Annotated in this window: 22 protein-coding genes, 1 tRNA gene and 1 riboswitch; of the genes, 10 read left to right on the top strand and 13 right to left on the bottom strand. The window is 72.8% G+C overall.

What is annotated here, in order from left to right; translation table 11 throughout:
* Window positions 1-369: 369 nt before the first annotated feature.
* From BCAV_RS04505 to BCAV_RS04490, 4 genes are read left to right on the top strand one after another with little or no spacing between them, the layout of a single operon-like run.
* The gene (locus BCAV_RS04505) at window positions 370-1314 is read left to right on the top strand and encodes a carbohydrate ABC transporter permease (protein ID WP_012725937.1); all 945 of its coding nucleotides are present in this window, start codon (window positions 370-372) and stop codon (window positions 1312-1314) included.
* Window positions 1311-2213 carry a carbohydrate ABC transporter permease gene (locus BCAV_RS04500; protein WP_012725936.1) on the top strand — a complete coding sequence of 301 codons (903 nt, stop codon included), beginning with the start codon at window positions 1311-1313 and terminating at the stop codon, window positions 2211-2213. Before BCAV_RS04505 ends, BCAV_RS04500 begins: the two co-directional genes overlap by 4 nt.
* Window positions 2214-2250: 37 nt before the next feature.
* Entirely contained in the window at window positions 2251-3663 is a 1413-nt protein-coding gene (locus BCAV_RS04495; protein WP_012725935.1) for an ABC transporter substrate-binding protein, read from the top strand.
* Window positions 3660-4397: a glycerophosphodiester phosphodiesterase gene (locus BCAV_RS04490; protein ID WP_012725934.1), complete on the top strand. Its 738-nt coding sequence runs from the start codon at window positions 3660-3662 to the stop codon at window positions 4395-4397. The genes BCAV_RS04495 and BCAV_RS04490 overlap by 4 nt, the downstream gene beginning before the upstream one ends.
* A gap of 34 nt (window positions 4398-4431) precedes the next feature.
* Here BCAV_RS04490 and BCAV_RS04485 read toward each other — a convergent pair whose 3' ends face one another.
* Window positions 4432-5478 carry a LacI family DNA-binding transcriptional regulator gene (locus tag BCAV_RS04485; protein ID WP_012725933.1) on the bottom strand — a complete coding sequence of 349 codons (1047 nt, stop codon included), beginning with the start codon at window positions 5476-5478 and terminating at the stop codon, window positions 4432-4434.
* A gap of 9 nt (window positions 5479-5487) precedes the next feature.
* Window positions 5488-7236 (bottom strand): exo-alpha-sialidase, encoded by a 1749-nt coding sequence (locus tag BCAV_RS04480; protein ID WP_012725932.1) that lies wholly within the window; start codon window positions 7234-7236, stop codon window positions 5488-5490.
* Window positions 7237-7446: 210 nt separating this feature from the next.
* Between BCAV_RS04480 and BCAV_RS04475 the strand changes: the two genes are divergently transcribed.
* A complete protein-coding gene (locus BCAV_RS04475) occupies window positions 7447-8157 on the top strand; it encodes a DUF8017 domain-containing protein (protein WP_144016708.1) in 711 nt (236 codons plus the stop codon).
* Between the two features lie 13 nt (window positions 8158-8170).
* Here BCAV_RS04475 and BCAV_RS04470 read toward each other — a convergent pair whose 3' ends face one another.
* The gene (locus BCAV_RS04470; protein ID WP_012725930.1) at window positions 8171-8836 is read right to left on the bottom strand and encodes an HAD family hydrolase; all 666 of its coding nucleotides are present in this window, start codon (window positions 8834-8836) and stop codon (window positions 8171-8173) included.
* A 61-nt stretch (window positions 8837-8897) separates the two neighbouring features.
* A tRNA-Arg gene (locus BCAV_RS04465) sits at window positions 8898-8970 on the bottom strand.
* 73 nt (window positions 8971-9043) lie between these two features.
* Between BCAV_RS04465 and BCAV_RS21415 the strand changes: the two genes are divergently transcribed.
* The 3 genes from BCAV_RS21415 to rocD are packed head-to-tail and all read left to right on the top strand — an operon-like array spanning window position 9044 to window position 11623.
* Window positions 9044-9556: an SRPBCC family protein gene (locus BCAV_RS21415; RefSeq protein WP_012725929.1), complete on the top strand. Its 513-nt coding sequence runs from the start codon at window positions 9044-9046 to the stop codon at window positions 9554-9556.
* Window positions 9557-9587: 31 nt separating this feature from the next.
* Window positions 9588-10406, top strand: a complete 819-nt coding sequence (gene ddaH / locus BCAV_RS04455) for a dimethylargininase (RefSeq protein WP_012725928.1) — start codon at window positions 9588-9590, stop codon at window positions 10404-10406.
* A complete protein-coding gene (gene rocD, locus BCAV_RS04450; RefSeq protein ID WP_012725927.1) occupies window positions 10403-11623 on the top strand; it encodes an ornithine--oxo-acid transaminase in 1221 nt (406 codons plus the stop codon). The genes ddaH and rocD overlap by 4 nt, the downstream gene beginning before the upstream one ends.
* Window positions 11624-11666: 43 nt before the next feature.
* Here the strand turns inward: rocD and BCAV_RS04445 are convergent, their stop codons facing one another.
* The 5 genes from BCAV_RS04445 to BCAV_RS04425 all read right to left on the bottom strand — a co-directional run bounded on the left by BCAV_RS04445 (window position 11667) and on the right by BCAV_RS04425 (window position 15857).
* On the bottom strand, window positions 11667-12278 hold the full coding sequence (locus tag BCAV_RS04445; RefSeq protein ID WP_012725926.1) for a DUF305 domain-containing protein: 612 nt from the start codon (window positions 12276-12278) through the stop codon (window positions 11667-11669).
* Window positions 12279-12369: 91 nt separating this feature from the next.
* A complete protein-coding gene (locus tag BCAV_RS04440) occupies window positions 12370-12810 on the bottom strand; it encodes a hypothetical protein (RefSeq protein WP_144016707.1) in 441 nt (146 codons plus the stop codon).
* Between the two features lie 135 nt (window positions 12811-12945).
* On the bottom strand, window positions 12946-13878 hold the full coding sequence (locus BCAV_RS04435) for a universal stress protein (RefSeq protein ID WP_012725925.1): 933 nt from the start codon (window positions 13876-13878) through the stop codon (window positions 12946-12948).
* A gap of 219 nt (window positions 13879-14097) precedes the next feature.
* The gene (locus BCAV_RS04430) at window positions 14098-14871 is read right to left on the bottom strand and encodes a C40 family peptidase (protein WP_012725924.1); all 774 of its coding nucleotides are present in this window, start codon (window positions 14869-14871) and stop codon (window positions 14098-14100) included.
* A 3-nt stretch (window positions 14872-14874) separates the two neighbouring features.
* Window positions 14875-15041: riboswitch (cyclic di-AMP (ydaO/yuaA leader) on the bottom strand.
* A 105-nt stretch (window positions 15042-15146) separates the two neighbouring features.
* A complete protein-coding gene (locus BCAV_RS04425) occupies window positions 15147-15857 on the bottom strand; it encodes an iron-dependent transcriptional repressor DtxR (protein WP_012725923.1) in 711 nt (236 codons plus the stop codon).
* Window positions 15858-15981: 124 nt separating this feature from the next.
* On the opposite strand from BCAV_RS04425, the gene BCAV_RS04420 reads away from it, so the two are divergent.
* Both BCAV_RS04420 and serC read left to right on the top strand, forming a co-directional pair.
* Window positions 15982-17037: a citrate synthase gene (locus BCAV_RS04420; protein ID WP_012725922.1), complete on the top strand. Its 1056-nt coding sequence runs from the start codon at window positions 15982-15984 to the stop codon at window positions 17035-17037.
* Window positions 17038-17045: 8 nt separating this feature from the next.
* Entirely contained in the window at window positions 17046-18170 is a 1125-nt protein-coding gene (gene serC / locus BCAV_RS04415) for a phosphoserine transaminase (protein WP_050761631.1), read from the top strand.
* Window positions 18171-18176: 6 nt separating this feature from the next.
* Here serC and BCAV_RS04410 read toward each other — a convergent pair whose 3' ends face one another.
* The 4 genes from BCAV_RS04410 to BCAV_RS04395 are packed head-to-tail and all read right to left on the bottom strand — an operon-like array spanning window position 18177 to window position 20446.
* On the bottom strand, window positions 18177-18509 hold the full coding sequence (locus tag BCAV_RS04410) for a DUF2185 domain-containing protein (protein WP_012725920.1): 333 nt from the start codon (window positions 18507-18509) through the stop codon (window positions 18177-18179).
* Complete coding sequence (locus BCAV_RS21410) at window positions 18493-19014, bottom strand: ankyrin repeat domain-containing protein (protein ID WP_012725919.1); 522 nt, start codon at window positions 19012-19014, stop codon at window positions 18493-18495. Before BCAV_RS21410 ends, BCAV_RS04410 begins: the two co-directional genes overlap by 17 nt.
* Before the next feature lie 23 nt (window positions 19015-19037).
* Complete coding sequence (locus BCAV_RS04400) at window positions 19038-20138, bottom strand: HNH/ENDO VII family nuclease (protein ID WP_012725918.1); 1101 nt, start codon at window positions 20136-20138, stop codon at window positions 19038-19040.
* Window positions 20135-20446 (bottom strand): type VII secretion target, encoded by a 312-nt coding sequence (locus BCAV_RS04395; RefSeq protein ID WP_012725917.1) that lies wholly within the window; start codon window positions 20444-20446, stop codon window positions 20135-20137. The genes BCAV_RS04400 and BCAV_RS04395 overlap by 4 nt, the downstream gene beginning before the upstream one ends.
* Window positions 20447-20469 lie beyond the last annotated feature (23 nt).

The raw sequence follows: 20469 nt of genomic DNA, 5'->3' as shown, positions 1-20469 counted from the left end.
GGAACGCCCGGCCGCGACTGCTCGAACGTTCGGCCAACCTCGGGTGACGCGCGGGCGCGCGGACCCGGCGCCGGCCGGTCGCATCGCGTCTCTGCGGGTCGGTCGGGCGCGGAGCTCCGAGGCCCGCGGGCACGGCCCGCGACACCCGCCGAATCGCCCTGACCAGCGCGTTCGCCGGCGCCGTCTCAGGCCACCGTCCCCGGGGCCGAGCCGTGTGCCCGCGGCGGTTCGACCGTATGTGGCGTGCGGCACATCCGTGCAAGCGATTACCCCCGCGCCGGGTATTCGTGCAAAGCGGCAACGGAGGCTCTCCGGCGGCGCTAGCCTCGCCAATCGGACCCACCCTGACGATCGGACCCTCAGCGCACGATGACCGCGTTCACCCCCTCCGCCGCCGCCTCCGCGACGGCCTCAGCCCCCCGCTCGCGCTCCCGACGACGAGTGCGCCCCCGCAACCTCCTGCTGTTCCTGCTTCTCGCCGGCCCCAACGTGGCGCTGCTGCTGCTGTTCGTGTACCGCCCGCTGGTGCTGAGCTTCTACTACTCGATGCTCCAGTGGAACCTCGGCTCGAACATCGCGCGGTTCGTCGGGTTCGGCAACTACGTCGAGTGGTTCACGAACCCCGACACGCCCCAGGTCCTCCTGACCACGGCGATCTTCGCCGTGACGACCGTCGGCGGCGGGCTCCTGATCGGGCTCGCCCTGGCGCTGCTGCTGAACCAGAAGCTGGTCGGCCGCGGGATCGCCCGCACGTTCGCGTTCGCGCCGTACGTGCTCTCCGGCATCGCCGTCGGGATGCTCTGGCTCTACATCTTCGACCCGCGCAACGGGCTGCTCTCCGTGGCGCTCGGCTGGTTCGGCGTGGGCTCGCCCCAGTGGTACACGACCAGCCCGTGGGCGCTGATCATGATCATCATCGTGTACCTCTGGAAGCACATCGGGTACGTGGCGCTCATCTACCTGGCCGGCCTCCAGGCAGTCCCGCAGGACCTGCGTGACGCGGCGGCGCTCGACGGCGCCGGCCGCTCCCGGACGTTCCGCTCCGTGGTCTTCCCGCTGCTCGGCCCGGTGACGTTCTTCCTGCTCATCACCACGATGCTCAGCTCGCTGCAGTCGTTCGACCTCATCCGCGCCATGACCGACGGCGGGCCGCTCGGCTCGACGACGACGCTCATGTACCAGATCTACGTCGAAGGCTTCCAGACCGGCCGGGCGGGCTACGCGTCGGCGAGCGCCACTGTCCTCTTCATCATCCTCCTCGCGATCACGGGCCTGCAGCTCAAGGTCCTGGAGCGGAAGGTGCACTACTCGTGAGCACGACCCTCGAACGCACGCCCACCCCGACGCCGGTGGCCACGCCGCCCGGACGCCGTCGGCAGCGGCGGCTCCTGACCCGGCTCCCGATCGACGGCGCCCTGTACCTGACGATGATCCTGGCGATCCTCGTGATGTCCGTGCCGCTCATCTGGATGTTCCTCGCGAGCTTCAAGGAGCTCCCCGAGTTCGCGCAGATCCCGCTCCAGTGGCTCCCGGAGTCGTTCGACTTCTCGAACTTCGCCCAGGTCGCGTCGAGCATCCCGATCGGGCGGATGTTCCTCAACAGCGTCATGATCACGATCCTCGGCGCCGGCCTCAAGGTGATCCTCGGCCTGGCGTGCGCCTACGCCATCGTCTTCATCGATGTGCCGTTCAAGAAGACGGTCTTCTACCTCGTCCTCTTCGCTCTCCTGATCCCGGGCCAGATCACGATCATCCCGAACTACACGCTCATCGCGGATCTCGGCTGGCTCAACACCTACCAGGGCATCCTCGTGCCGGGCCTGGCCAGCGCGTTCGGCACGTTCCTGTTCCGCCAGCACTTCCTGTCGCTCCCGATCTCCGTGATGGAGGCCGCAGAGGTCGACGGCGCTGGCCACTGGCGCCGTCTGTGGCGGTTCGTCGTCCCGATGTCCGTGCCGACGATCGCCGCCGTGAGCCTCGTGTCGATCGTCGCGGAATGGAACGAGTACCTCTGGCCGATGCTCGTCACCGACAACACGCGGACGATGACGCTGCCCGTCGGTCTCACCCTGCTGCAGAGCCTCGACGGGCAGCAGAACTGGGGCGTGCTGATGGCGGCGAGCGCACTCGTGACCGTCCCGATCCTCCTCATCTTCCTCATCCTGCAGCGCCGTCTCGTCGCCGGTCTCACCGCCGGCGCCGTCACCGGCTGACCCCGAACGACCTCACCCACACCGAAGGAGCACCACCATGCCGTCCCCCACCTCCCGCCGCCCGTCCGGGCTGTGGACGCCGTCCCGTGGAGCGCGGGCGACCTGGACCCCCTCCCGCCGTGACGTGCTCCGCATCGGGGGTGTCGGCGCTGCCGGCGGCCTCGTCGCGGCGTGCGGCGGGCCGAGCGTCGGCGGCGACGACGGGACCGCGACGTCGGACGCGACCGACTGGTCGAGCGTCGAGCCCGCCTCGAAGATCACGTGGTGGAGCAACCACCCCGGGAACACGAAGGAGCTCGAGGAGTCCTTCATCGCTGCGTTCAACGAGGAGCACCCGGACATCGAGGTCGAGCTCGTCACCGCGGGTGCGAACTACGACGAGATCGCGCAGCGGTTCCAGGCCGCCGCGGGCACCGACGAGATCCCTGACCTCGTGGGCGCCAGCGACGTGTGGTGGTTCCGCTACTTCGTCAACGGCCAGATCATCCCCGTCGACGACGTCTTCGAGTTCCTCGAGGTGGACACGTCCGACTTCGTGGAGACGCTCTACAGCGACTACGAGTACGAGGGCCTGCACTACGCCGCGCCCTACGCCCGGTCGACGCCGCTCTTCTACTACAACAAGGACGTCTGGGCTGCGGCCGGCCTGCCCGACCGCGGTCCGGAGACGTGGGAGGAGCTGCAGGAGTGGGGCCCCGCGATCCGGGCGCACATCCCGGCCGACGGCGCCCCGCTCGGCCTGAGCATCGGTCCGTCCTGGTCCGGCTGGTGGTACTCGAACATCAGCTGGGGCCTCGGCGCCCAGATGAGCGACGAGTGGACGGTCACGCTGGACTCGGAGGAGTCGCTCGCGGCCGGCAACTTCGTCGCGGAGATGTACCACGGCGAGAACGCGTTCGCCGGCTTCGGGACGGACACCAACGCGGACTTCCAGGCGGGCATCTTCGCCTCGCTCATCGGGTCGACCGGCTCGCTGACCGGGCACCTCGAGCTCGCGCAGTTCGAGCTCGGCACGGCGTACCTGCCGGACGGTCCGGTCGCCGGCCCGAACGTGCCGACCGGTGGCACCGGCGTCGCGATCGCTAAGGACCGCACCCCGGAGCAGCAGCTCGCGGCGGCGATGTTCCTGGCGTTCCTGTCCGACACCGACCGCACCGCCGAGTTCTCCTCGGCGACTGGGTACATGCCGGTGCGGACCTCCGCCATCGACGGCGACGTCATGGGTGCCCTCTACGAGGAGACGCCGCAGTTCCGCACGTCTGTCGACCAGCTGCAGGAGAAGACGCGGACGCAGGACTGGGTGCGCGTGTTCACGCCGGGCGGTGACCAGATCATCACCGACGGCATCGAGCAGCTCGTCCTCAACGGCGCGAACGCCGAGGACGTGTGGCCGGACGTCACGACGAAGCTCGAGCGGGCGTACTCCGAGAACATCGAGCCGTACCTGTGAGTGCTCCGCTCGTCATCGCGCACCGCGGGAACTCGTCGGTCGCGCCGGAGAACACGCTCGTCGCCTACGCGGCGGCCGCGCGAGCCGAGGTCGCCATGATCGAGGTCGACGTCCGGATGACCGCGGACGGCGAGGGTGTGCTCGTCCACGACACCACCGTCGACCGGACGAGCAACGCGCAGGGTCTGGTCGCTGACCTGGACACGGAGGAGATCGGCCGGATCGACGCCGGGGCGTGGTTCGACGCGTCGTTCGCCGGGACGCGCATGCCGATGTGGGCCGAGACGGTGGACTTCTTCGTCAGCCACCCCGAGGTGGGGATGCTGCTGGAGATCAAGGCGCCGTGGGACCGCGAGCCGCTGGAGCGCCTGCTCACGCAGGTCGCCGAGGCGGGCATCGCGGACCGGGTGCTCGCCCAGACGTTCTACCCGGACATCCTGCGGATGCTCGGTGAGATCGTCCCGAACGAGCCGCGCGGCTTCCTCGTGCAGAGGATCGACGACGAGGTGCTCGCCCTCGCGGCCGAGCTCGGCGTCACTGCCCTCAACCCGCAGTTCCCGCTCGTGCTCGAGCGTCCGGAGCTGCCGGGGAAGATCCGGGCAGCCGGCATGCAGTGCATGGTGTGGACGCCGAACGAGCCGCACGAGTGGGCGCAGCTCCTCGAGATCGGCGTGGACGGCATCATCACCGACCGGCCGGACCGGCTCGCCGGCTGGCTCAGCGCGCAGGGCTGAGCGCGCTCGAACGACGACGACGGCGCCCGTCACCTCACGAGGGTGGCGGGCGCCGTCGTCGTTCCTGCTCCGCCCGTGCCGGGCCGGCCGTGCTCTCCCGGACGACGAGCCGATGGTCGGCGACGATCGTGGCGCCGGGCGAGGTGTCGCCCGCCATCCGCAGCCGGAGCCGCTCGACCGCGAGGCGTGCGATCTGCGCCTTGTCCGGAGCGACGGTGGTGAGCGTCGGCGTGCTGAACCGGCCGTCCTCGACGTCGTCGAACCCGACCACGGCGACGTCGTCGGGCACCCGCACGCCCGCGGTCGCCAGCGTGCGCAACGCGCCGAGCGCGACGAGGTCGTTGAGGCAGAACACGGCGTCCGGCCGCTCGCCCGAGCTCAGCAGGTGCGCCATCGCGCGGGCGCCGTCGGCGCGGTGGAGCGCCCCGGTCCGCGCGTCGAGCCCGTCCCGGTACGGCAGCCCGGCCTCCTCCAGGGCCTCCCGGTAGCCCTGGGCACGCAGCATCGTCGTGTGCGTCCAGGACTCGCGCTCGCCGCCGACGACGGCGATCCGTCGCCGCCCCTGGGACGTGAGGTGGCGCACGGCCTCCCGGGCGGCCTCCACGTTGTCGATGACGACGTGGTCGAACAGCTCGGACGTGACCTGCTCGCCGATGAGGACGAGCGGCGTACCGGGTCCCCGGCGGGCGAGCTCGTCCGCGCCCAGCTGGAGCGGGTTGAGGATCAGGCCGTCGAAGAGCCCGGCGCGCCCGCGGTGGAACACGACGTCCCGCTCCCGCTCGGGGCGTCCGTCGGTCTGGTCGACGACGAGCGTGTACTCCTCGCCGAGCACGTCGATGAACGCCCGCGTGAGCTCCGCGAAGTACGGGACGTCGACCTCGGGGACCACCAGGCCGATGAGGCCGGACCGCCCCTGGCGCAGCGAGCGCGCCGTCAGGTTCGGCCGGTAGCCGGTCTCGGAGATGGCGAGCTCGACCCGCCGCCGGGTCTCGGCGCTCACGTGGGGATGCTCGTTGACGACGTTGGACACCGTCCGCGGCGAGACGCCGGCCCGAGCGGCGACGTCGCGGACGGTGACCATCCTCCGGTGTCAGGCGGGCTCGACGGTGACGGAGCGGAACGCGACCTCGCCGTCATGGCTGCGGAGCCCGACCATGCCGCTGGTGAACGAGTCGTAGGGGTCGAGCGCCGTGACCGTGACCTCCTCGCCGCTCGCCGGGCGCCAGGTCGCCTCGAGTCGCACGCCGCGGCGGGTGTCGACGACCGTGAGCTCCAGCTCGTGCCACGTCTCGCGGGCGATGCCGCCGGGCACGCTCACGCCCGCCAGCTCCATGTACGCGTAGTCCTGGCGCGCGAGGAAGATCCGCCCCCCGACCGGGTCGACGCCGGCGTAGTAGCCGTGGTGCGAGTCCGGCCCTTCCGCCGGGTCGCTCACCCGGGCGAGGAGTCCGGCGTCGACGGTCTGCGGGCCGACCATGATCTCGGTGCGGACCGTGTAGTCGGTCCACCCGGTCGACCCGGTGACCGCCTTGGGGAAGCCGCTCGCGTCCGTCTGCCGGTACACGTCGCCGTCGACCTGCCAGCTGCCGCCGTACGTGATCCAGCCGGCCTCCCCACGTTCCCCGAACGCCGACGCGAACGGCATCGTCCCGACCTGTGCGACGCCGGTGGCCTCCGCGCACGGTCCCGCCGCACCGAAGCTGGTCGGTGCGGTGAGGCGGACGTCGCCCGGCGCTCCGGCCGGCATGACGTGCGGGCTGTAGTTGGCGTTGCAGCCCGGCGAGGCGTTGCTCACGGTCCACGGCGCGGGGGCCCAGTCCCACGGGCCGTCGACGTCGCCGTCGTTGAGGAAGAGCGCGCGGTAGTCCTCCGGTGCGGGGGCGTCGCCCACCTCGGAGAACACGCGCTGCGCCGACAGCACGAGCTGACCGCCGTCCGCGTTCGGGACCCACGTGACGAACGGGCTGTGGCCCGGGTAGCGACCGTCCTCGGTGCGGACCTGAGGCCCGACGTCGGCCGGGTCGCCCCAGCGGGCGCCGTCGCGCGAGGTCTTGACGTGCACGTTGCAGTGCGCGCGGCCGCAGATCTCGTAGGACAGCACGTAGTCGCCCCGTGCGCCCATCCGCGTCACGCTCGGCATCCCGGGGCGGTCGCCCGGCAACGCGCTGGCGACGTCCCGCGTGACGTCGCTCCACGTCGCGCCACCGTCGCGCGACGTGACGTGCACGATCATCTGGCTGTGCTCCGGCGCCGAGCGTTCGTCGGCGAAGTACATCTGGAGGGCGCCGCGCCGGTCGAGCACGAGGTGCGGCTCCCAGATGCCGCGGCCGAACGTACCGCCCGTCTGGACGACGGCGCCGGGCTCCCACGTGGCGCCGTGGTCGTGGGAGTACCAGGAGAAGAACTCGGTGACGGAGCCGTCGGCCGGCACCAGGTTCGCGACGAGCATGAGCGTCCCGGCGGGATGCTCGCCCAGAGCGGTCGGGAACTCGAACAGCTCGGGCTGCCACATGCGCGAGACGGGCGTGGCGTCGCGCTCGTCCGCCACGGTGCTGAGCGTCTCCCAGGTGGCGCCGTCGTCGTCGCTGCTCTTGACGATCAGCTCGATCGGACCGCCGGTCGGGTTGTCGCGCTCGAACGTCATGAGCAGCCGGCCGTTCAGCTCGCCGGCGTGCTCCAGCGCGATCGTGCGGGCGTAGATGTTGCTCTCGTCCGGGCCCGCCGGGGTGTGCACGTACTCCCCCGGTGCGTCGGCCGCCGCCGGCGCGGCGGCCATCAACCCGCTGACCGTCGCGGCCGCCAGCGCCGCGAGGATCGTCCTGCTCCGTGTCCACGACATCGTCGTCGCTCCCCTGATCGATGAGTATTGCCACGTTGCAAACGCGACCGTAGCAGCGGTCCTGCCCCTGCGGAAGAGGGCGCTGCACGCGCGCTGCGTCGCCCGGCAGGGTGGCGCGTCTCGTGCAAGGGACGCGCAACCGCGCACTCGTACCGTGCCTGCAGCGCGGCTCGGTCGGACCGCGAACGGCGCGAGAGCGGGGAGAACACGGTGGGGCGACGACGACGACGACGTGCGGGCGGGACGGTCGCGGTGGCCGCAGCGCTCGGGGCGGCCCTGCTCGCCGGATGCGCGGGCGGTGCGGGGTCGCCGGAGGCCCCGGGCGGCGAGGAGTCCTCGGTGTCTCAGGACCCGCCCGGCGAGCCGTCGGCCGGCTCCGGAGAGGAGATGACGACGACGCCGTCCGAGTCGCCCTCCGCCGGTCCCGACGACGGCGCCTGGCAGGACGTGTCGTTCGGCAACGGCACGTTCTCGGTGCCGCCGTCGTGGGAGATCGACATCGTCGGCGAGGGCGACGCCGAGACCCCGCGTCCCGTCCACGGACGCGGCTTCTGCCCGGACGATCCCTCGCTCGTGACGGCGCTCGCGCTCGTCACGTGGACGGACGAGACCACCGACGCCCACGAGGCGGTCGCCGCCGAGGCGGAGCGCGCCGCCCAACACTTCTACCCCGGACGCTCGCCGCGGCTCACGCTCGACGAGGTGGACGACGGCGGCGAGTGGGCCACCGTCTTCGCCGGGGTCGCGATGCGCCCGTCGGACGACCCGTGCGACGCCCCGGAGGCAATGCTCATCGTCCGGGGTGTGCCGTACCCCGACGGCTCAGGGACGTTCCTCTTCCTCGTGCTCGGCGAGCTCGGGCTGCCCGGGTCGCCGCCCGAGGACGACCTCGTCCGGATCGCCAGCAGCCTGCGGACGTGACCGACCGACCGCCTCACGCCGCCGCGACGGCGTCGGCGACGGCGTCGAGCACGAGCGCCGTCGTGCGCGCCGTCACCGTCGGCTCCGAGCCGCCGACCCACTCGCGGCCCCGGCTCACCCAGCCCGTCAGCAGCCCGGCGGCCCGGCCGCCCTCGACGTCGGCGCGCGGATGGTCCCCCACCATCCAGCCGCCCTCGGTCGCTGCGCCAGCGACCTCGAGAGCGCGCGTGAAGATCCGCGCGTCCGGCTTGGCCACGCCGACCGCCTCGGACACGACGACCCCGTCGACCAGCTCGCCGAGCCCCGTCCCGTCCAGCTTCATCGCCTGCTGGCGCTCGGTCCCGTTCGTGACCACGACGACGCGCCAGCCCGCGGAGCGCAGCGCGTCGAGCCGGGCGACGACGCCGTCGGCGGGCGTGACGTAGCGGACGTGCTCGTACAGCAGCCGGTCGACGAGCGCGTCGACCGGCTCCTCCAGGGCGAACCGGTCGCGCATCCGCCCGGCGAGGTCCGCCCGGGGCGTGTACCCGGAGGCGTCCGCCTCGACGAGCCAGGCGAGGTCGGCGGGGCTGCCGTCGACCTCGCCGACGACGTCGCGCGCCCAGCGCGTGAACGCGGCGGTCCGCTCGACGAGCGTGTCGTCGAGATCGATGAGGAGGCACGGGCTCGTCGTCGGCATGGGACCTCCGGGCTCGGACGGCGTCGTGGTCACCGTGGACCACCTGACTCACCCCGGCCCGTGCCCCCGGCGCGATTCGAACGCGCGACCTACCGCTTAGGAGGCGGTTGCTCTATCCCCTGAGCTACGGGGGCGGATCACGGGCGCCGGTGACGCCGCGCGGTCTGCCGCTGGGCGAGGGCCAGCCTACCGGGCGAGAATGGCGCGGTGCCCGCCGCCGTCAGCCGCGTCCTGGCCCTGCCGCCCGCCGACGCGTTCGCGCTGGTGACCGACCTGCCCCGGCACGACAGATGGATCCCGTTCACCCGGGTCCAGGGCCCGCGACGCCCCCACCCGGGAGCCCGGTACAGCGCGCTCTCGCTCGGCGTGCTGCGCGACCGGATGGAGCTCACAGTCTGGCGGGAGCCGGACGACGACGCCGTCGGGGTGGCCACGTACGTCAAGCACGGCCCGGTGCTCCTGGGCACCTCCACCCTGACGGTGCGACCGCACGGCACGGACGCGGCGCCGTCGTCGTCGCTCGTGACCTGGTCGTACGACGCGTGGCTCGCCGTTCTCCCGCCCCGCGCGACGCGTCGTGCGACGAGCGCGTCCGGCCGCGCGATGGCCGCCCTCGCTCTCGCCCGGATGGGCCGCGCCGTGAGCTCCGGCCGCCTGCCCTGGCGCGCCGCGCCACAGGTTTGCCGAAGGATCCGCGCGCTGACGCGTCCGGCGGCTTAGCATCGGCTCACGAACGACGAGGAGGTCACCCATGCCCCGAGTCCGCTCTCGCCGCTACCTGATGTGCCCACCCACGCACTACACGGTCAGCTACGAGATCAACCCCTGGATGCACGCCGGCGTGCCGACCGATCCGGCCACAGCGCTCGCCCAGTGGGAACGCCTGCGCGACCTCTATCTCGAGCTCGGCCACCGGGTCGACGTCATCGAGCCGCTACCCGGGTGCCCGGACATGGTCTACGCCGCGAACGGCGCCACCGTCATCGACGGGGTCTGCTACACCGCACGATTCCACTACGCCGAACGCGCGGCCGAGGGGCCCGCCTACGAGAAGTGGTTCGCCGACGCCGGGTTCCGCACCGTGCGCGCCCAGCTGACCAACGAGGGCGAGGGCGACCTCCTCCTGGCCGGCCGCTACATCCTGGCCGGCACCGGCTTCCGCACGGACCGCGCGGCGCACGCCGAGGCGCAGGAGGTGTTCGGCCTCCCGGTCATCTCGCTGCAGCTCGTCGACCCGCGCTTCTACCACCTGGACACGGCGCTCACGGTGCTCGACGACGACCTCGTCGCGTACCACCCACCCGCGTTCTCCCCCGGCAGCCGGGCGGTCCTGCACCGCCTCTTCCCGGACGCGATCATCGTCGGCGACGACGACGCGGCGCACCTCGGGCTCAACGCCGTCAGCGACGGCGAGCACGTGGTCCACGCCCCCGGCGCCTCGACGTTCGCGGAGCAGCTGCGCGAGCGCGGCCTGACGCCGATCGCCGTCGACACCTCGGAGCTCCTCAAGGGCGGCGGCGGTGCGAAGTGCTGCACGCTCGAGATCCGCGAGGCGGGGGTGCCCGCATGACCGCCGACGTGCGCCTCGCCACGGGGTCCACGGCCCCCGGCCGGGAGGTCCTCGCCCACAACTACGCACCCCTGCCGGTCACGCTGCACTCCGGCGACGGCGCCTGGGTGCGCGATGCGCAGGGCCGCGCCTACCTGGACTTCCTCGCCGGGTACTCGGCGCTCAACTTCGGTCACGGCCACCCCGCCCTGCTCGCGGCCGCCCACGACCAGCTGGACCGCCTGACCCTGACCTCGCGGGCCTTCGACCACGACCTGCTCGTCCCGTTCGCCGACGCCGTCACGGCTCTCACGGGGACCCAGATGCTGCTGCCGATGAACACCGGGGCGGAGGCGGTCGAGACCGCGATCAAGGTGTCCCGCAAGTGGGGGTACGACGTGCGCGGGGTGGCCCCAGAACGCGCGACGATCGTGGTCGCCGCCGGCGCGTTCCACGGGCGGACGACGACGATCGTCTCGTTCTCGACGGATCCGGACGCCCGCGACGGGTTCGGCCCGTACACACCGGGGTTCCGCGTCGTCCCGTACGGCGACGCCGACGCCGTCGCCGCCGCGATCGACGAGCACACCGTGGCGGTCCTGCTCGAGCCGATCCAGGGCGAGTCCGGCGTCGTCGTCCCGCCCGCCGACTACCTCCCCCGCGTCCGCGACGTCACGGCGGCGGCCGGAGTCCTGCTCGTGCTCGACGAGATCCAGTCGGGGCTCGGGCGGACCGGCACCACGCTGGCCGCCGACCGCGTCGGCGTCCGCGCGGACCTGGTGACGCTCGGGAAGGCGCTCGGCGGCGGGGTGCTGCCCGTGTCGGCGGTCGTGGGACGCGCGGACGTCCTCGGCGTGCTCACGCCGGGCACCCACGGCTCGACGTTCGGGGGGAACCCGCTGGCCTGCGCCGTCGGGATCGCCGTGTGCCGGCTCCTGGAGCCGGGCGACCTGCAGGCGCGGGCCGCTGAGCTCGGCGCAGTGATGGCGGCCCGGCTCGAGGAGATGCAGCGCGCCGGGCTGCTCGCCGCGGTGCGGACCGCCGGGCTGTGGGCCGGGATCGACGTGCCGGCGGACGCCGGGATCACCGGTCGCGGCCTGTGCGAGCGCCTGCTCGCCCGGGGCGTGCTCGCGAAGGACACGCACGGGGCGACGATCCGGCTCGCACCGCCCCTGGTCGTCTCCGAGGCGGACCTGCACACCGGCCTGGACGCCCTGGAGGACGCGCTGCGCGCTTGAGCTCGGGGCCGGGGACACGCTCGGCGTGTCCCCGGCCCGTGCGTCACGTCGTGGCGAGCAGCTGCTCCATGGTGGAGATCTCAGCCTGCTGGGTGTCGACGATGTCCTGGGCCATCCTGTGGACGGGCTCGTGCAGACCGTCCTCGAGCTGGGTCTCAGCCATCTCGATGGCGCCCTCGTGGTGGACGATCATCTGCTCGAGGAAGAGCCGCTCGGCTTCCGCGCCTTGGGCGCTCTCGAGGGCTTGCATGTCCTCCTCGCTCATCATCCCGTCCATCGGCCCGTGATCCATCTCTTCGGGAGCGGTCTCCTCCGCCCCCCACTCCCCCAGCCACTGAGCGAGCTGGGAGATCTCTGGCCCCTGTGCCTCCTTGATCTCAAGAGCCAGGTCGGTGACCTCGGGTCGGATGTCCGCCTTGCCGAGGATGAGGTCGGCCATCTCGATCGCCTGGGCGTGGTGCGGGATCATCATCTGCGCGAACACCACGTCCGCGTCGTTGACGTCCTGCTCCTGGCCGGCTGTCTCTCCGGAGCTCGCGGGAGCACTCGACATGTCCGACATGTCATGAGACGGCTCCTCGCCGTTCGAGCACGCCGCCACGCTCACAGCGGTCGCGAGGACGATGGCGGGCAGAAGCATGCGCTTGCTATTCATATTGGGCCTTTCACATTCGGAGGGAACCACGCGCGAACCCCTCGGGTTCGCGTAACGGTCGACGCCTTAGCGCGTCGACGACGGCGTGGCTCTACGTCCGAGAGATGCCCAGCGCGTGCAGCGACGGCCCGGCGGTCGGGCGCGAACAGGGTGGGGCCCGGTGCAGGACGTGCGCCCAGGAACTCCCCGAAGCCGCGATGGCTCGCGCTCCCGGGATCGCGAGCGCAAGGAGCGCAACAAGCACCATCAGGCACATCGCCGTGACCAGCTCATGGCCGGCGCAGCTTCCGTCGGCGCACTCGGCCGACGTCGCCGCCGAGGCGTGTTCTCCTTCGACCGGGGCGGGGATGAGGTGGTGGTGGTCGCTCGTGGCGATCACCGCGGCAGCCGGTGGGAGGTGAGCGTTCGACGATCCGCTCATCGCATGCATGGTCACGACGCCGAGGATGAGCGCGGCGACGATGAGCGCACCCGCACGCCAGCGCCGGCTCCCGGCGAGAAGCTCGCCGGCACTCGTCAGCATGCGCCTCACCCTGTCAGGGTAGCCAGTCCCCGCTGCGGGCCGAAGGCGTGGTGCCCCCGCGCACGAACGCTGGCGGATCGGGCACACGTGCCCGCTCGGCCGATCGATGGTCAGGCACTCCGCCCGCAGCCGAGACCGGACGCGTCAGCGACGCGTCCAGGGCACGCGCGCCGGCGGGATGCCCTCGTCCTTGGACCGGTTCGGGACCACGAGCACGGGGCAGGCCGCGTGGTGCAGCACCGCCTGGCTCGTCGAGCCCAGCAGCATCCCGGCGAACCCGCCGCGGCCGCGCGATCCCACGATCACCAGGTCCACCGCCGTCGAGAACTCCGTGAGCAGCTCGGCGCCGCTGCCGTCGAGGGCGTGCCGCTTGACGGTGACGGACGTGCCCTGCGTGGCCTGCTCGACGGCGACGTTGAGCCCTTCCGTGACGTCGGCGAGCACCTGGTCGCGGTCGACGGCGGCCGGGAGCCAGGCGAGCATGCCGGCGCCGCTCGCGAGGGGGACCCCGACGACAGCGGTCAGCTCCGCCTCCCACAACGCCGCCTCCTCGACGGCCCGCTCGAGCGCGCACCGCGCGCTGGGCGACCCGTCGACGCCGACCACCATCCGCTTGGGCGGCATGAGCAGCGCAGCGTCGTCCTCGCGGTGCGGGACGACGACGACAGGGCAGTGCGCGTGCGCCGGCAGGGCCGACGACACGGTGCCCAGCAGCCGGTCCGCGAACCCACCGCCCCCGCGCGTGCCGACCACGGCGAGGCCCGCCTGCCGGGACAGGTCGATGAGGACGCCGGCGGCGTCACCCGTCTCGAGCGCGTGCGTGACCTCGACGCCGCAGCCGGCGACCCGGGCCACCGACTCGTCGAGCACCGCCCGGGCGCCGTCCCGGATGGCGCCGTCGTCGAGCGCCGCATATCCGCCGTCGAGAGACGCCGCCGTGAACGACGGCAGCGAGTACGCGCAGACGACGTGGAGCCGCCAGCGCCGCTGCACGGCCTCGGCCGCAGCCCAGTCCAGGGCATGCAGGCTCGGTGCGGAGCCGTCGACGCCGACGAGCACGACCGGTTCGTGGCTCATGACCGAACTCCTTCACCGTCTTGGTCGTTCCTTGACCACCAGTGTGCCCCTCCGCAAGCACCGTCGCTAGCGACTCGCGGCCGACGTGTCGCCGATGAGACGACGCGCGAGGGCTGCCGCGCGCACGTGCACGCGCGATGCGGGCAGGGACGACGACGGCCCGCTCCCTGAGGGAACGGGCCGTCGTGCGTGCAGAGGCGCCGTCGCCGCTGCCTGGTGCTACAGAACGCGGATGAACACCGGGTTCGACATGTAGATCGGACCGGCCGAAAGCGGCGTGCTGTAGTTGCGCGCCGCGATGTGCTGGCCGTTGCCCAGGTAGATGCCGACGTGGCCCGGGGACCAGATGAGGTCGCCCGGCTGCGCCTCGGCGGCGGAGACGACCGTGCCCGCGTAACGCTGCGCCGAGGACGAGCGCGGCAGGCTGACACCCACCTGTGCGAACACGTACGAGGTGAAGCCCGAGCAGTCGAACCCACCCGGGGCTGCACCGCCGTGGACGTACGGCGTGCCGATGTACCGGTAGGCGATCTCGATGACCGCAGCCGCCGTCGCGGACGCGATCGGCGCCGCGGGGGCCGCCGGGGCGGCCTCGGCCGACCGGTCGCCGCCGCGGGACGCGGTGTCGTCGGTGCGGACGGGCTCGGGCTCCGGCTCAGGCTCCGGCGGAGCCTCCGAGCTCACCTCGACGGCGGCGAAGCTGAAGGATGCCTCGGCGTCGACGGAGACGGTGGGCGCCGTGGCGAGGGCGTCGCGAGCGTCCTGCGTGAGGGAGGCGACGTTCACCTCGGGAAGAGCGACGGTCTCCTGCGGTGCTGCGCTCGCCGACGGGGCAGCGATACCGAGGATCAGACCGGAGGACGCCACGGCGACAGCGGTGCGACGTCCGACGGGGCCGGTGATCGACTCCGTGATCGTGGCGCCGAAGGCGTCGAGCGGAGTCGAAGGGCGGCGCGCCGCGCGATGACGCGCGCCTGTCGAACTGTTGGTCACGAGCAAGCCTCTCCACACGCCTGCGAGGTGAGCTGTCGGGTTCGGACTGTGGATTCGCCCGGCCCCGTGTGCGGTACGTCCGCACCCGGGACTTCACCCCAAGGAGTCCGGTTGCCCGGACCCCGGTCACACCTGGGTCCCCCGTCCCTGCCGTCTGTCGTTCTGGACCTCGTGCGGCGGCAGGGCTCGGCGTACCGCGTGAGGGCTCTTCGGAGGAGGGTTCCGACGAGCGTTTGGGAGACTACCCGAAGATCTCGGCAGATGTCACGTTCCGGTCACGGAGTGCTGGCTGCCGCCGCGCCGTCGGCCACGAACACGTGCTTGGCGAGCTCGACCGGCAGGTCCAGCACCAGGTCGGACCCGGCGGCCCGCACCGTCAACGTGGACGTGTCCCGCTGCACGGTGACCCGCGCGCCGGGGCGCACGCCGCTCTCGTCGAACCGGGCGAGCAGCTCGACGTCCACCTGCAACGGCTCCCCGATCCGCTTGACGACCACCTCGCGCGCGTCGTCGCCGGCGACGTCCAGCACCGGACGCACCCCGGCGAGGAACGACTCCGACCCGCGCTCGCCCAGCTCGTCGAGCCCGGGGATCGGGTTGCCGTACGGGTCGAAGTGCGGGTGGTCGAGCAGCCCGACCAGCCGCTCCTCGACCTGCTGGCTCATCACGTGCTCCCACCGGCACGCCTCCTCGTGGACGTGCGCCCAGTCGAGGCCGATGACGTCGGTGAGCAGCCGCTCCGCGAGGCGGTGCTTGCGCATCACGTGAGTGGCCTTCGCCATGCCCTCGTCGGTGAGCTCGAGGTGGCGGTCGCCGCTCACGACGACGAGGCCGTCCCGCTCCATCCGGGCGACCGTCTGCGAGACCGTGGGCCCCGAGTGCCCGAGCCGCTCCGCGATCCGGGCGCGGAGCGGGACGATGCCCTCCTCGAGGAGCTCGTACACGGTCTTCAGGTACATCTCAGTGGTGTCGATGAGGTCACTCACGCGCGCGGCACCTTCCCTAACGTCCCCTGTCCGGCCTTCACAGCCGGCCATCCGGGTCCTACCCTATGGCCCCTCACCGACGGTCGGGCTGCGGCGATGCCGGGCGCCCGTAGGCTCTGCTGCGATGACCGAGCCCGACCCACCGCCGCAGTCGGCCCTTCCGATCGCGCCGATCTCCGCGATCGATCCCGACCTGCCGTCCCTCGCCTATCGCGGCCACGACCTCGCGACGCTCGTCGGGCGGGTCGGGTTCCAGGACGTGTGGGCGCTGCTCGTCGACGGCCGGACCGGGAGCGCGCTCCCACCGGCCGAGCCGTTCCCGCTGCCGGTCCGCACGGGCGACGCCCGCGTCGACGTCCAGAGCGCCCTCGCGCAGCTGGCCCCGGTCTGGGCGTTCCGCCCGATGCTCGACCTCGATGCGGCGAGGCTCCGTCAGGACCTCGCCCGGGCCAGCGTCATGGCGCTGTCGTTCGTCGCCCAGTCCGCGCGCGGCGACGACCTTCCCGCGGTCCCGCAGCGCGAGGTCATGCTCGCCCCGACGACGGCGGAGCGGTTCCTCGTGCGCTGGCGCGGCGAGGCCGACCCGGCGCACGCGCGCGCCCTGGACGCCTGCTGGGTGGCCGTCGCGGAGCACGGCATCTCGCCGTCGACGCGTGCGGCCCGGCTCATGGCCGGCACCGGGGCCGACGCCGCAGCGTGCCTCGCAGGGGCCGTGGCGGCGACCAGCGGCCCCCTGGCCGCCGGCGCCGCCGCTCGCGCGTTCGCCCTCGTGACGGAGGCCGACCGCACCGGCGACCCGGCCGGCGTCGTCGCGCACGCACTGACCCGGGGACCCCTCATGGGGTTCGGCCATCCGTCCTACCGCGGGCGCGACCCGCGCGCGACCCTCCTCCACGCGGAGTGCGCGCGGATCGGCGCACCGCTGCTCGAGGCGGCGGAGGCGGTCGAGGCGGCCGGGACCGCGGCGCTGGCCGAGCGCGGCGTGCCGTACACGGCGAACGTCATGTTCTGGGCCGGGATCCTGCTCGACGCCGCCGGGGTCGCCCCCCGCATGTTCACCGCCATGTACAGCTGCGGGCGCGGCGCCGGGTGGTCCGCCCACCTGCTCGCCGCGCACGCCGAGCTCCTGGCTCGCACCGGCCGAGACGGCACCTCCGGCGGGGCGCCGACGGTGGGATGATCCCGGGCATGCCCACGTCGGACGCGATCACGATCCCGCCGCACCTGCTCCCCGCGGACGGTCGGTTCGGCTCCGGTCCCAGCAAGGTCCGTCCCGCCCAGGTCGACATGCTGGCGGCGCTCGGCCGCACGGTCCTCGGGACGTCCCACCGCCAGGCGCCCGTGCGCCGGCTGGTGGCCCGCGCCAAGGAGGGGCTGCTCGACCTGCTCGGCGCCCCGGCGGGCTACGAGGTCGTGCTGGGCAACGGCGGCAGCACCACGTTCTGGGACGTCGCCACGTGCTCGCTCGTCGCTCGCCGTGCCCAGCACGCCACCTTCGGCGAGTTCGGCGCGAAGTTCGCCGCCGCGACCCGCGCCGCCCCGTTCCTGGACGAGCCGGACGTGCGCGAGGTGCCGCCCGGCCGGCTCGCGCTCCCGGAGGCGACCGACGGCGTCGACACGTACGCCTGGCCCCAGAACGAGACCTCGACCGGCGTCGTCGCACCCGTGCGGCGCGTGGGCGGGGACGCAGCCCTCGTCGTCGTCGACGCCACCTCCGCGGCCGGTGCGGTGCCCGTGGACCTCGCCGAGACCGACGTCTACTACCTTGCCCCGCAGAAGGTCCTCGCCTCCGACGGCGGCCTGTGGTTCGCCGTCGTCTCGCCGTCCGCGGTGGAGCGCGCCGCGACGGTCGCGGCGTCCGACCGGTGGATCCCGGAGTCGCTCTCGTTCACGACGGCGCTGGCGAACTCGCGCCTGGACCAGACGCTCAACACGCCGGCGATCGCGACGCTCGTCCTGCTCGTCGAACAGCTCGACTGGTTGCGCGAGGCGGGCGGACTGGAGTGGGCGGCGGCGCGCAGCGCGGCCAGCGCGCGGGTGCTGTACTCGTGGGCCCAGAGCCGGGAGTGGGCGACGCCGTTCGTCGCCGAGGAGGCGCTGCGCTCCCCCGTGGTCGGCACGATCGACCTGGACGACGCCGTCGACGCCCGCGCCGTCATCGCTGCCTTGCGCGACAACGGGATCGTCGACGTCGACCCGTACCGCAAGCTCGGCCGCAACCAGCTGCGCGTGGGGATGTACCCCGCCGTCGACCCGGCCGACGTCGAGGCGCTCACGGCCTGCGTGGACCACGTGGTCGAGCGCCTCGCCTGACGTGGGCTACAGCGCGACCTCCGCGCCGGTGTGGTTGTCCACCCAGCGCCGCCGGTCGCCGTCGCGCACCAGCTGCAGGTCCGCGCCCACGGGCAGGGAGTAGATCCCGATCACCGCAGGCTCGATCCTGGCCACGGTGTTGAAGTCGGCGACGGCGAGGTTCGACGCGTCGTTGAGGTACTCGTCGTCGTCGGCGTCGGAGAAGAACCGCCACCCGTTGTCCTGCGGGTTGACGCTGCGCTCGCGCACCGCCCACGCCAGCCGGGCGGTGCCGTCGAGGATCCGGCGCGAGGCGATGACGCCCCCGGCGCCCTCGAGGTACTCAGGTCGCTGTGTCATGGCTCTCCAGACGTCGCACGAGGTCGGCGCGATAGGGCAGGTTCCGGGCGAGGTCGAGCGGGGTGAGCCCCGCGGCGTTGCGGACGTCGAGCCCGAGGTCCCGGTGGGCGAGGACGACGTCGTACAGCGGCGCGAGGTCGGCATCGGTGAGCTTCATGGTCACGAGCTCGTGCAACGGCACGGTGTGCCGGCGGTCGTCGACGACGTCCAGGCGGGCGCCGCCGTCGAGCAGGCGGCGCGTGAGCTCGACGGTTCGGGGCAGGTCGTGCTTGTTCTGGCCGAAGAGGACGTGGAGCACGCCGTAGCCGTCCGGTCCGAGTCGCGCGGGGTCGGCGCCGGCGTCGAGCAGGAACGCCGCGATGGCGTACCTCGCGTCCAGGTCGCCGTTCCCGAGCGCCTGGTGCAGCAGCGTCGTCCCGTGGAAGTCCGCCGACTCGTCGCCGGGGCGGAACGCGGCGACGAGCTCGTCGTACGACGACCTCTTCGCGAGCATGTCGATCTGCATCGTCCGAGCCTATGCGTGGGGGGCTACTCGTAGCGATGGCCCCGGTTGTTGCCCGGGAGCTCCGGCCGGTAGTTCGCGGGGTCGTTGAACCAGTCGCGGAACTCCGCCGGGGTCATCTCGCCGCGCATGTACCGCTCCCAGACGTCGTGGTACCGCTCGCCGGGCACGTGCCCCATGTCCCACACGTCCCGGCGGGGCGTGCCGGGGGTCCAGTCGATGACGTCGCCGGTGTTGGGGTCGCGGACCACGCCGTCCGGGCCGCGGGCGTTGTCCCAGACCTCCTCGGGGACACCCTGGCGGTAGGACGGCCGACGCCGCGGGTTCGAGTACGGCAGGTCGGTGCGCGGGGTCGGGGCGACGGCGTCCGGACGGGCCGTGACGTCGTCGAGCGTGCCGCGGGTGCGGCGCAGCAGCGCGACGAGCGAGTCGATGACGCCGCGCAGGTTGCGCACCGAGGTGACGAGCGCCGTCACCTTGCTGCCGACCCGAGCCGCGAGCGACGACACACGCGTGCTGACCTGGCTGATCACCCACGGGGTGCCGAGCCCGAGGGTGAACGTGATCTGGGCCGCCCAGGAGATCGCCGAGCCGACGAGCTGCGCGAGCGCGTCCCGCACGAGGTCGTGGACGACCTGCACGATCGTGGCGCACGTGCGCAGCGCGCCGGCGACGGCGCCGGACGAGCCGCCGAGCGCCGCCAGCATCGCCGCGACGTCGTCGGAGAAGCTCGCGTACGACGTGACGGCCGCACCCTCGAGCGACTCGAGGTCGCTCGAGACGGCGGTGCGCAGCGACTCCGCGCTCTCGGACATCCGCGTGGCGATGTTCTCCCACGTCCCGGCGAAGCCGCCGACGGCGCCGGGGTCGCCGGTGAGGTCGTTGAGCCAGCCCTTCAGCGGCTCGAGGTGCTCCATCAGCCACCCGAGCCCGGCGCCCAGCAGCGAGCCGAGCGGGTCCATCGCCGTCGCGACGGTGTCCAGGGCGGTCGACGCACCCGCCATCCCGGCGGCGAGCCAGTCGCCGTTGGCGAGCGACGTCGACAGGTCGGAGACGCTCTCGACGAGCAGGGTGCCGGCGAGCGGGGACGACTCGGTGGGGCTGACGACGAGCGAGTTCCCGGTCATGACGGCTCCATCCGCGCCAAGCGGCCGCTCAGGTCGTCATCCATGGCCGCGTAGTCGCGGGCCATCTCGGTGACGCGCGTGGCGGTGTCGGCGAGCAGCCGCGCGGCCGCGCCGACGGCGTCGCCGGTGGAGGCCTCGCTCTCGCTCACGATGGGCGGAAGGAACGCGCAGAGCAGGCCGAACGCCCCGCCATCGAGATCGACGGACGTGGCGGCAGAACCCGCTTCGGCGACGTCGTCGGCGACCATGTCGACCTTGCGTGCATGGGCCCGCAGGACGTCGTCGTCGATGTGGAAGCTCTCGGACATGCTGCCTCCCTCGGTCGTGGGAT

The sequence above is a fragment of the Beutenbergia cavernae DSM 12333 genome, from assembly GCF_000023105.1.
In the GTDB taxonomy this organism is placed as follows: Bacteria; Actinomycetota; Actinomycetes; order Actinomycetales; family Beutenbergiaceae; genus Beutenbergia; species Beutenbergia cavernae.
Note: the sequence above shows the minus strand (reverse complement) of the source record. Positions and strands in the feature narration are given on the sequence as shown.

Excerpts from the sequence above, each read along its gene's own strand:
- BCAV_RS04505 (WP_012725937.1), top strand. The coding sequence starts at position 370 with ATGACCGCGTTCACCCCCTCCGCCGCCGCCTCCGCGACGGCCTCAGCC.
- BCAV_RS04495 (WP_012725935.1), top strand. The coding sequence starts at position 2,251 with ATGCCGTCCCCCACCTCCCGCCGCCCGTCCGGGCTGTGGACGCCGTCC.
- BCAV_RS04485 (WP_012725933.1), bottom strand. The coding sequence starts at position 5,478 with ATGGTCACCGTCCGCGACGTCGCCGCTCGGGCCGGCGTCTCGCCGCGG.
- BCAV_RS04480 (WP_012725932.1), bottom strand. The coding sequence starts at position 7,236 with ATGTCGTGGACACGGAGCAGGACGATCCTCGCGGCGCTGGCGGCCGCG.
- BCAV_RS04470 (WP_012725930.1), bottom strand. The coding sequence starts at position 8,836 with ATGCCGACGACGAGCCCGTGCCTCCTCATCGATCTCGACGACACGCTC.
- ddaH (WP_012725928.1), top strand. The coding sequence starts at position 9,588 with ATGCCCCGAGTCCGCTCTCGCCGCTACCTGATGTGCCCACCCACGCAC.
- rocD (WP_012725927.1), top strand. The coding sequence starts at position 10,403 with ATGACCGCCGACGTGCGCCTCGCCACGGGGTCCACGGCCCCCGGCCGG.
- BCAV_RS04445 (WP_012725926.1), bottom strand. The coding sequence starts at position 12,278 with ATGAATAGCAAGCGCATGCTTCTGCCCGCCATCGTCCTCGCGACCGCT.
- BCAV_RS04435 (WP_012725925.1), bottom strand. The coding sequence starts at position 13,878 with ATGAGCCACGAACCGGTCGTGCTCGTCGGCGTCGACGGCTCCGCACCG.
- BCAV_RS04420 (WP_012725922.1), top strand. The coding sequence starts at position 15,982 with ATGACCGAGCCCGACCCACCGCCGCAGTCGGCCCTTCCGATCGCGCCG.
- serC (WP_050761631.1), top strand. The coding sequence starts at position 17,046 with ATGCCCACGTCGGACGCGATCACGATCCCGCCGCACCTGCTCCCCGCG.
- BCAV_RS04410 (WP_012725920.1), bottom strand. The coding sequence starts at position 18,509 with ATGACACAGCGACCTGAGTACCTCGAGGGCGCCGGGGGCGTCATCGCC.
- BCAV_RS21410 (WP_012725919.1), bottom strand. The coding sequence starts at position 19,014 with ATGCAGATCGACATGCTCGCGAAGAGGTCGTCGTACGACGAGCTCGTC.
- BCAV_RS04400 (WP_012725918.1), bottom strand. The coding sequence starts at position 20,138 with ATGACCGGGAACTCGCTCGTCGTCAGCCCCACCGAGTCGTCCCCGCTC.
- BCAV_RS04395 (WP_012725917.1), bottom strand. The coding sequence starts at position 20,446 with ATGTCCGAGAGCTTCCACATCGACGACGACGTCCTGCGGGCCCATGCA.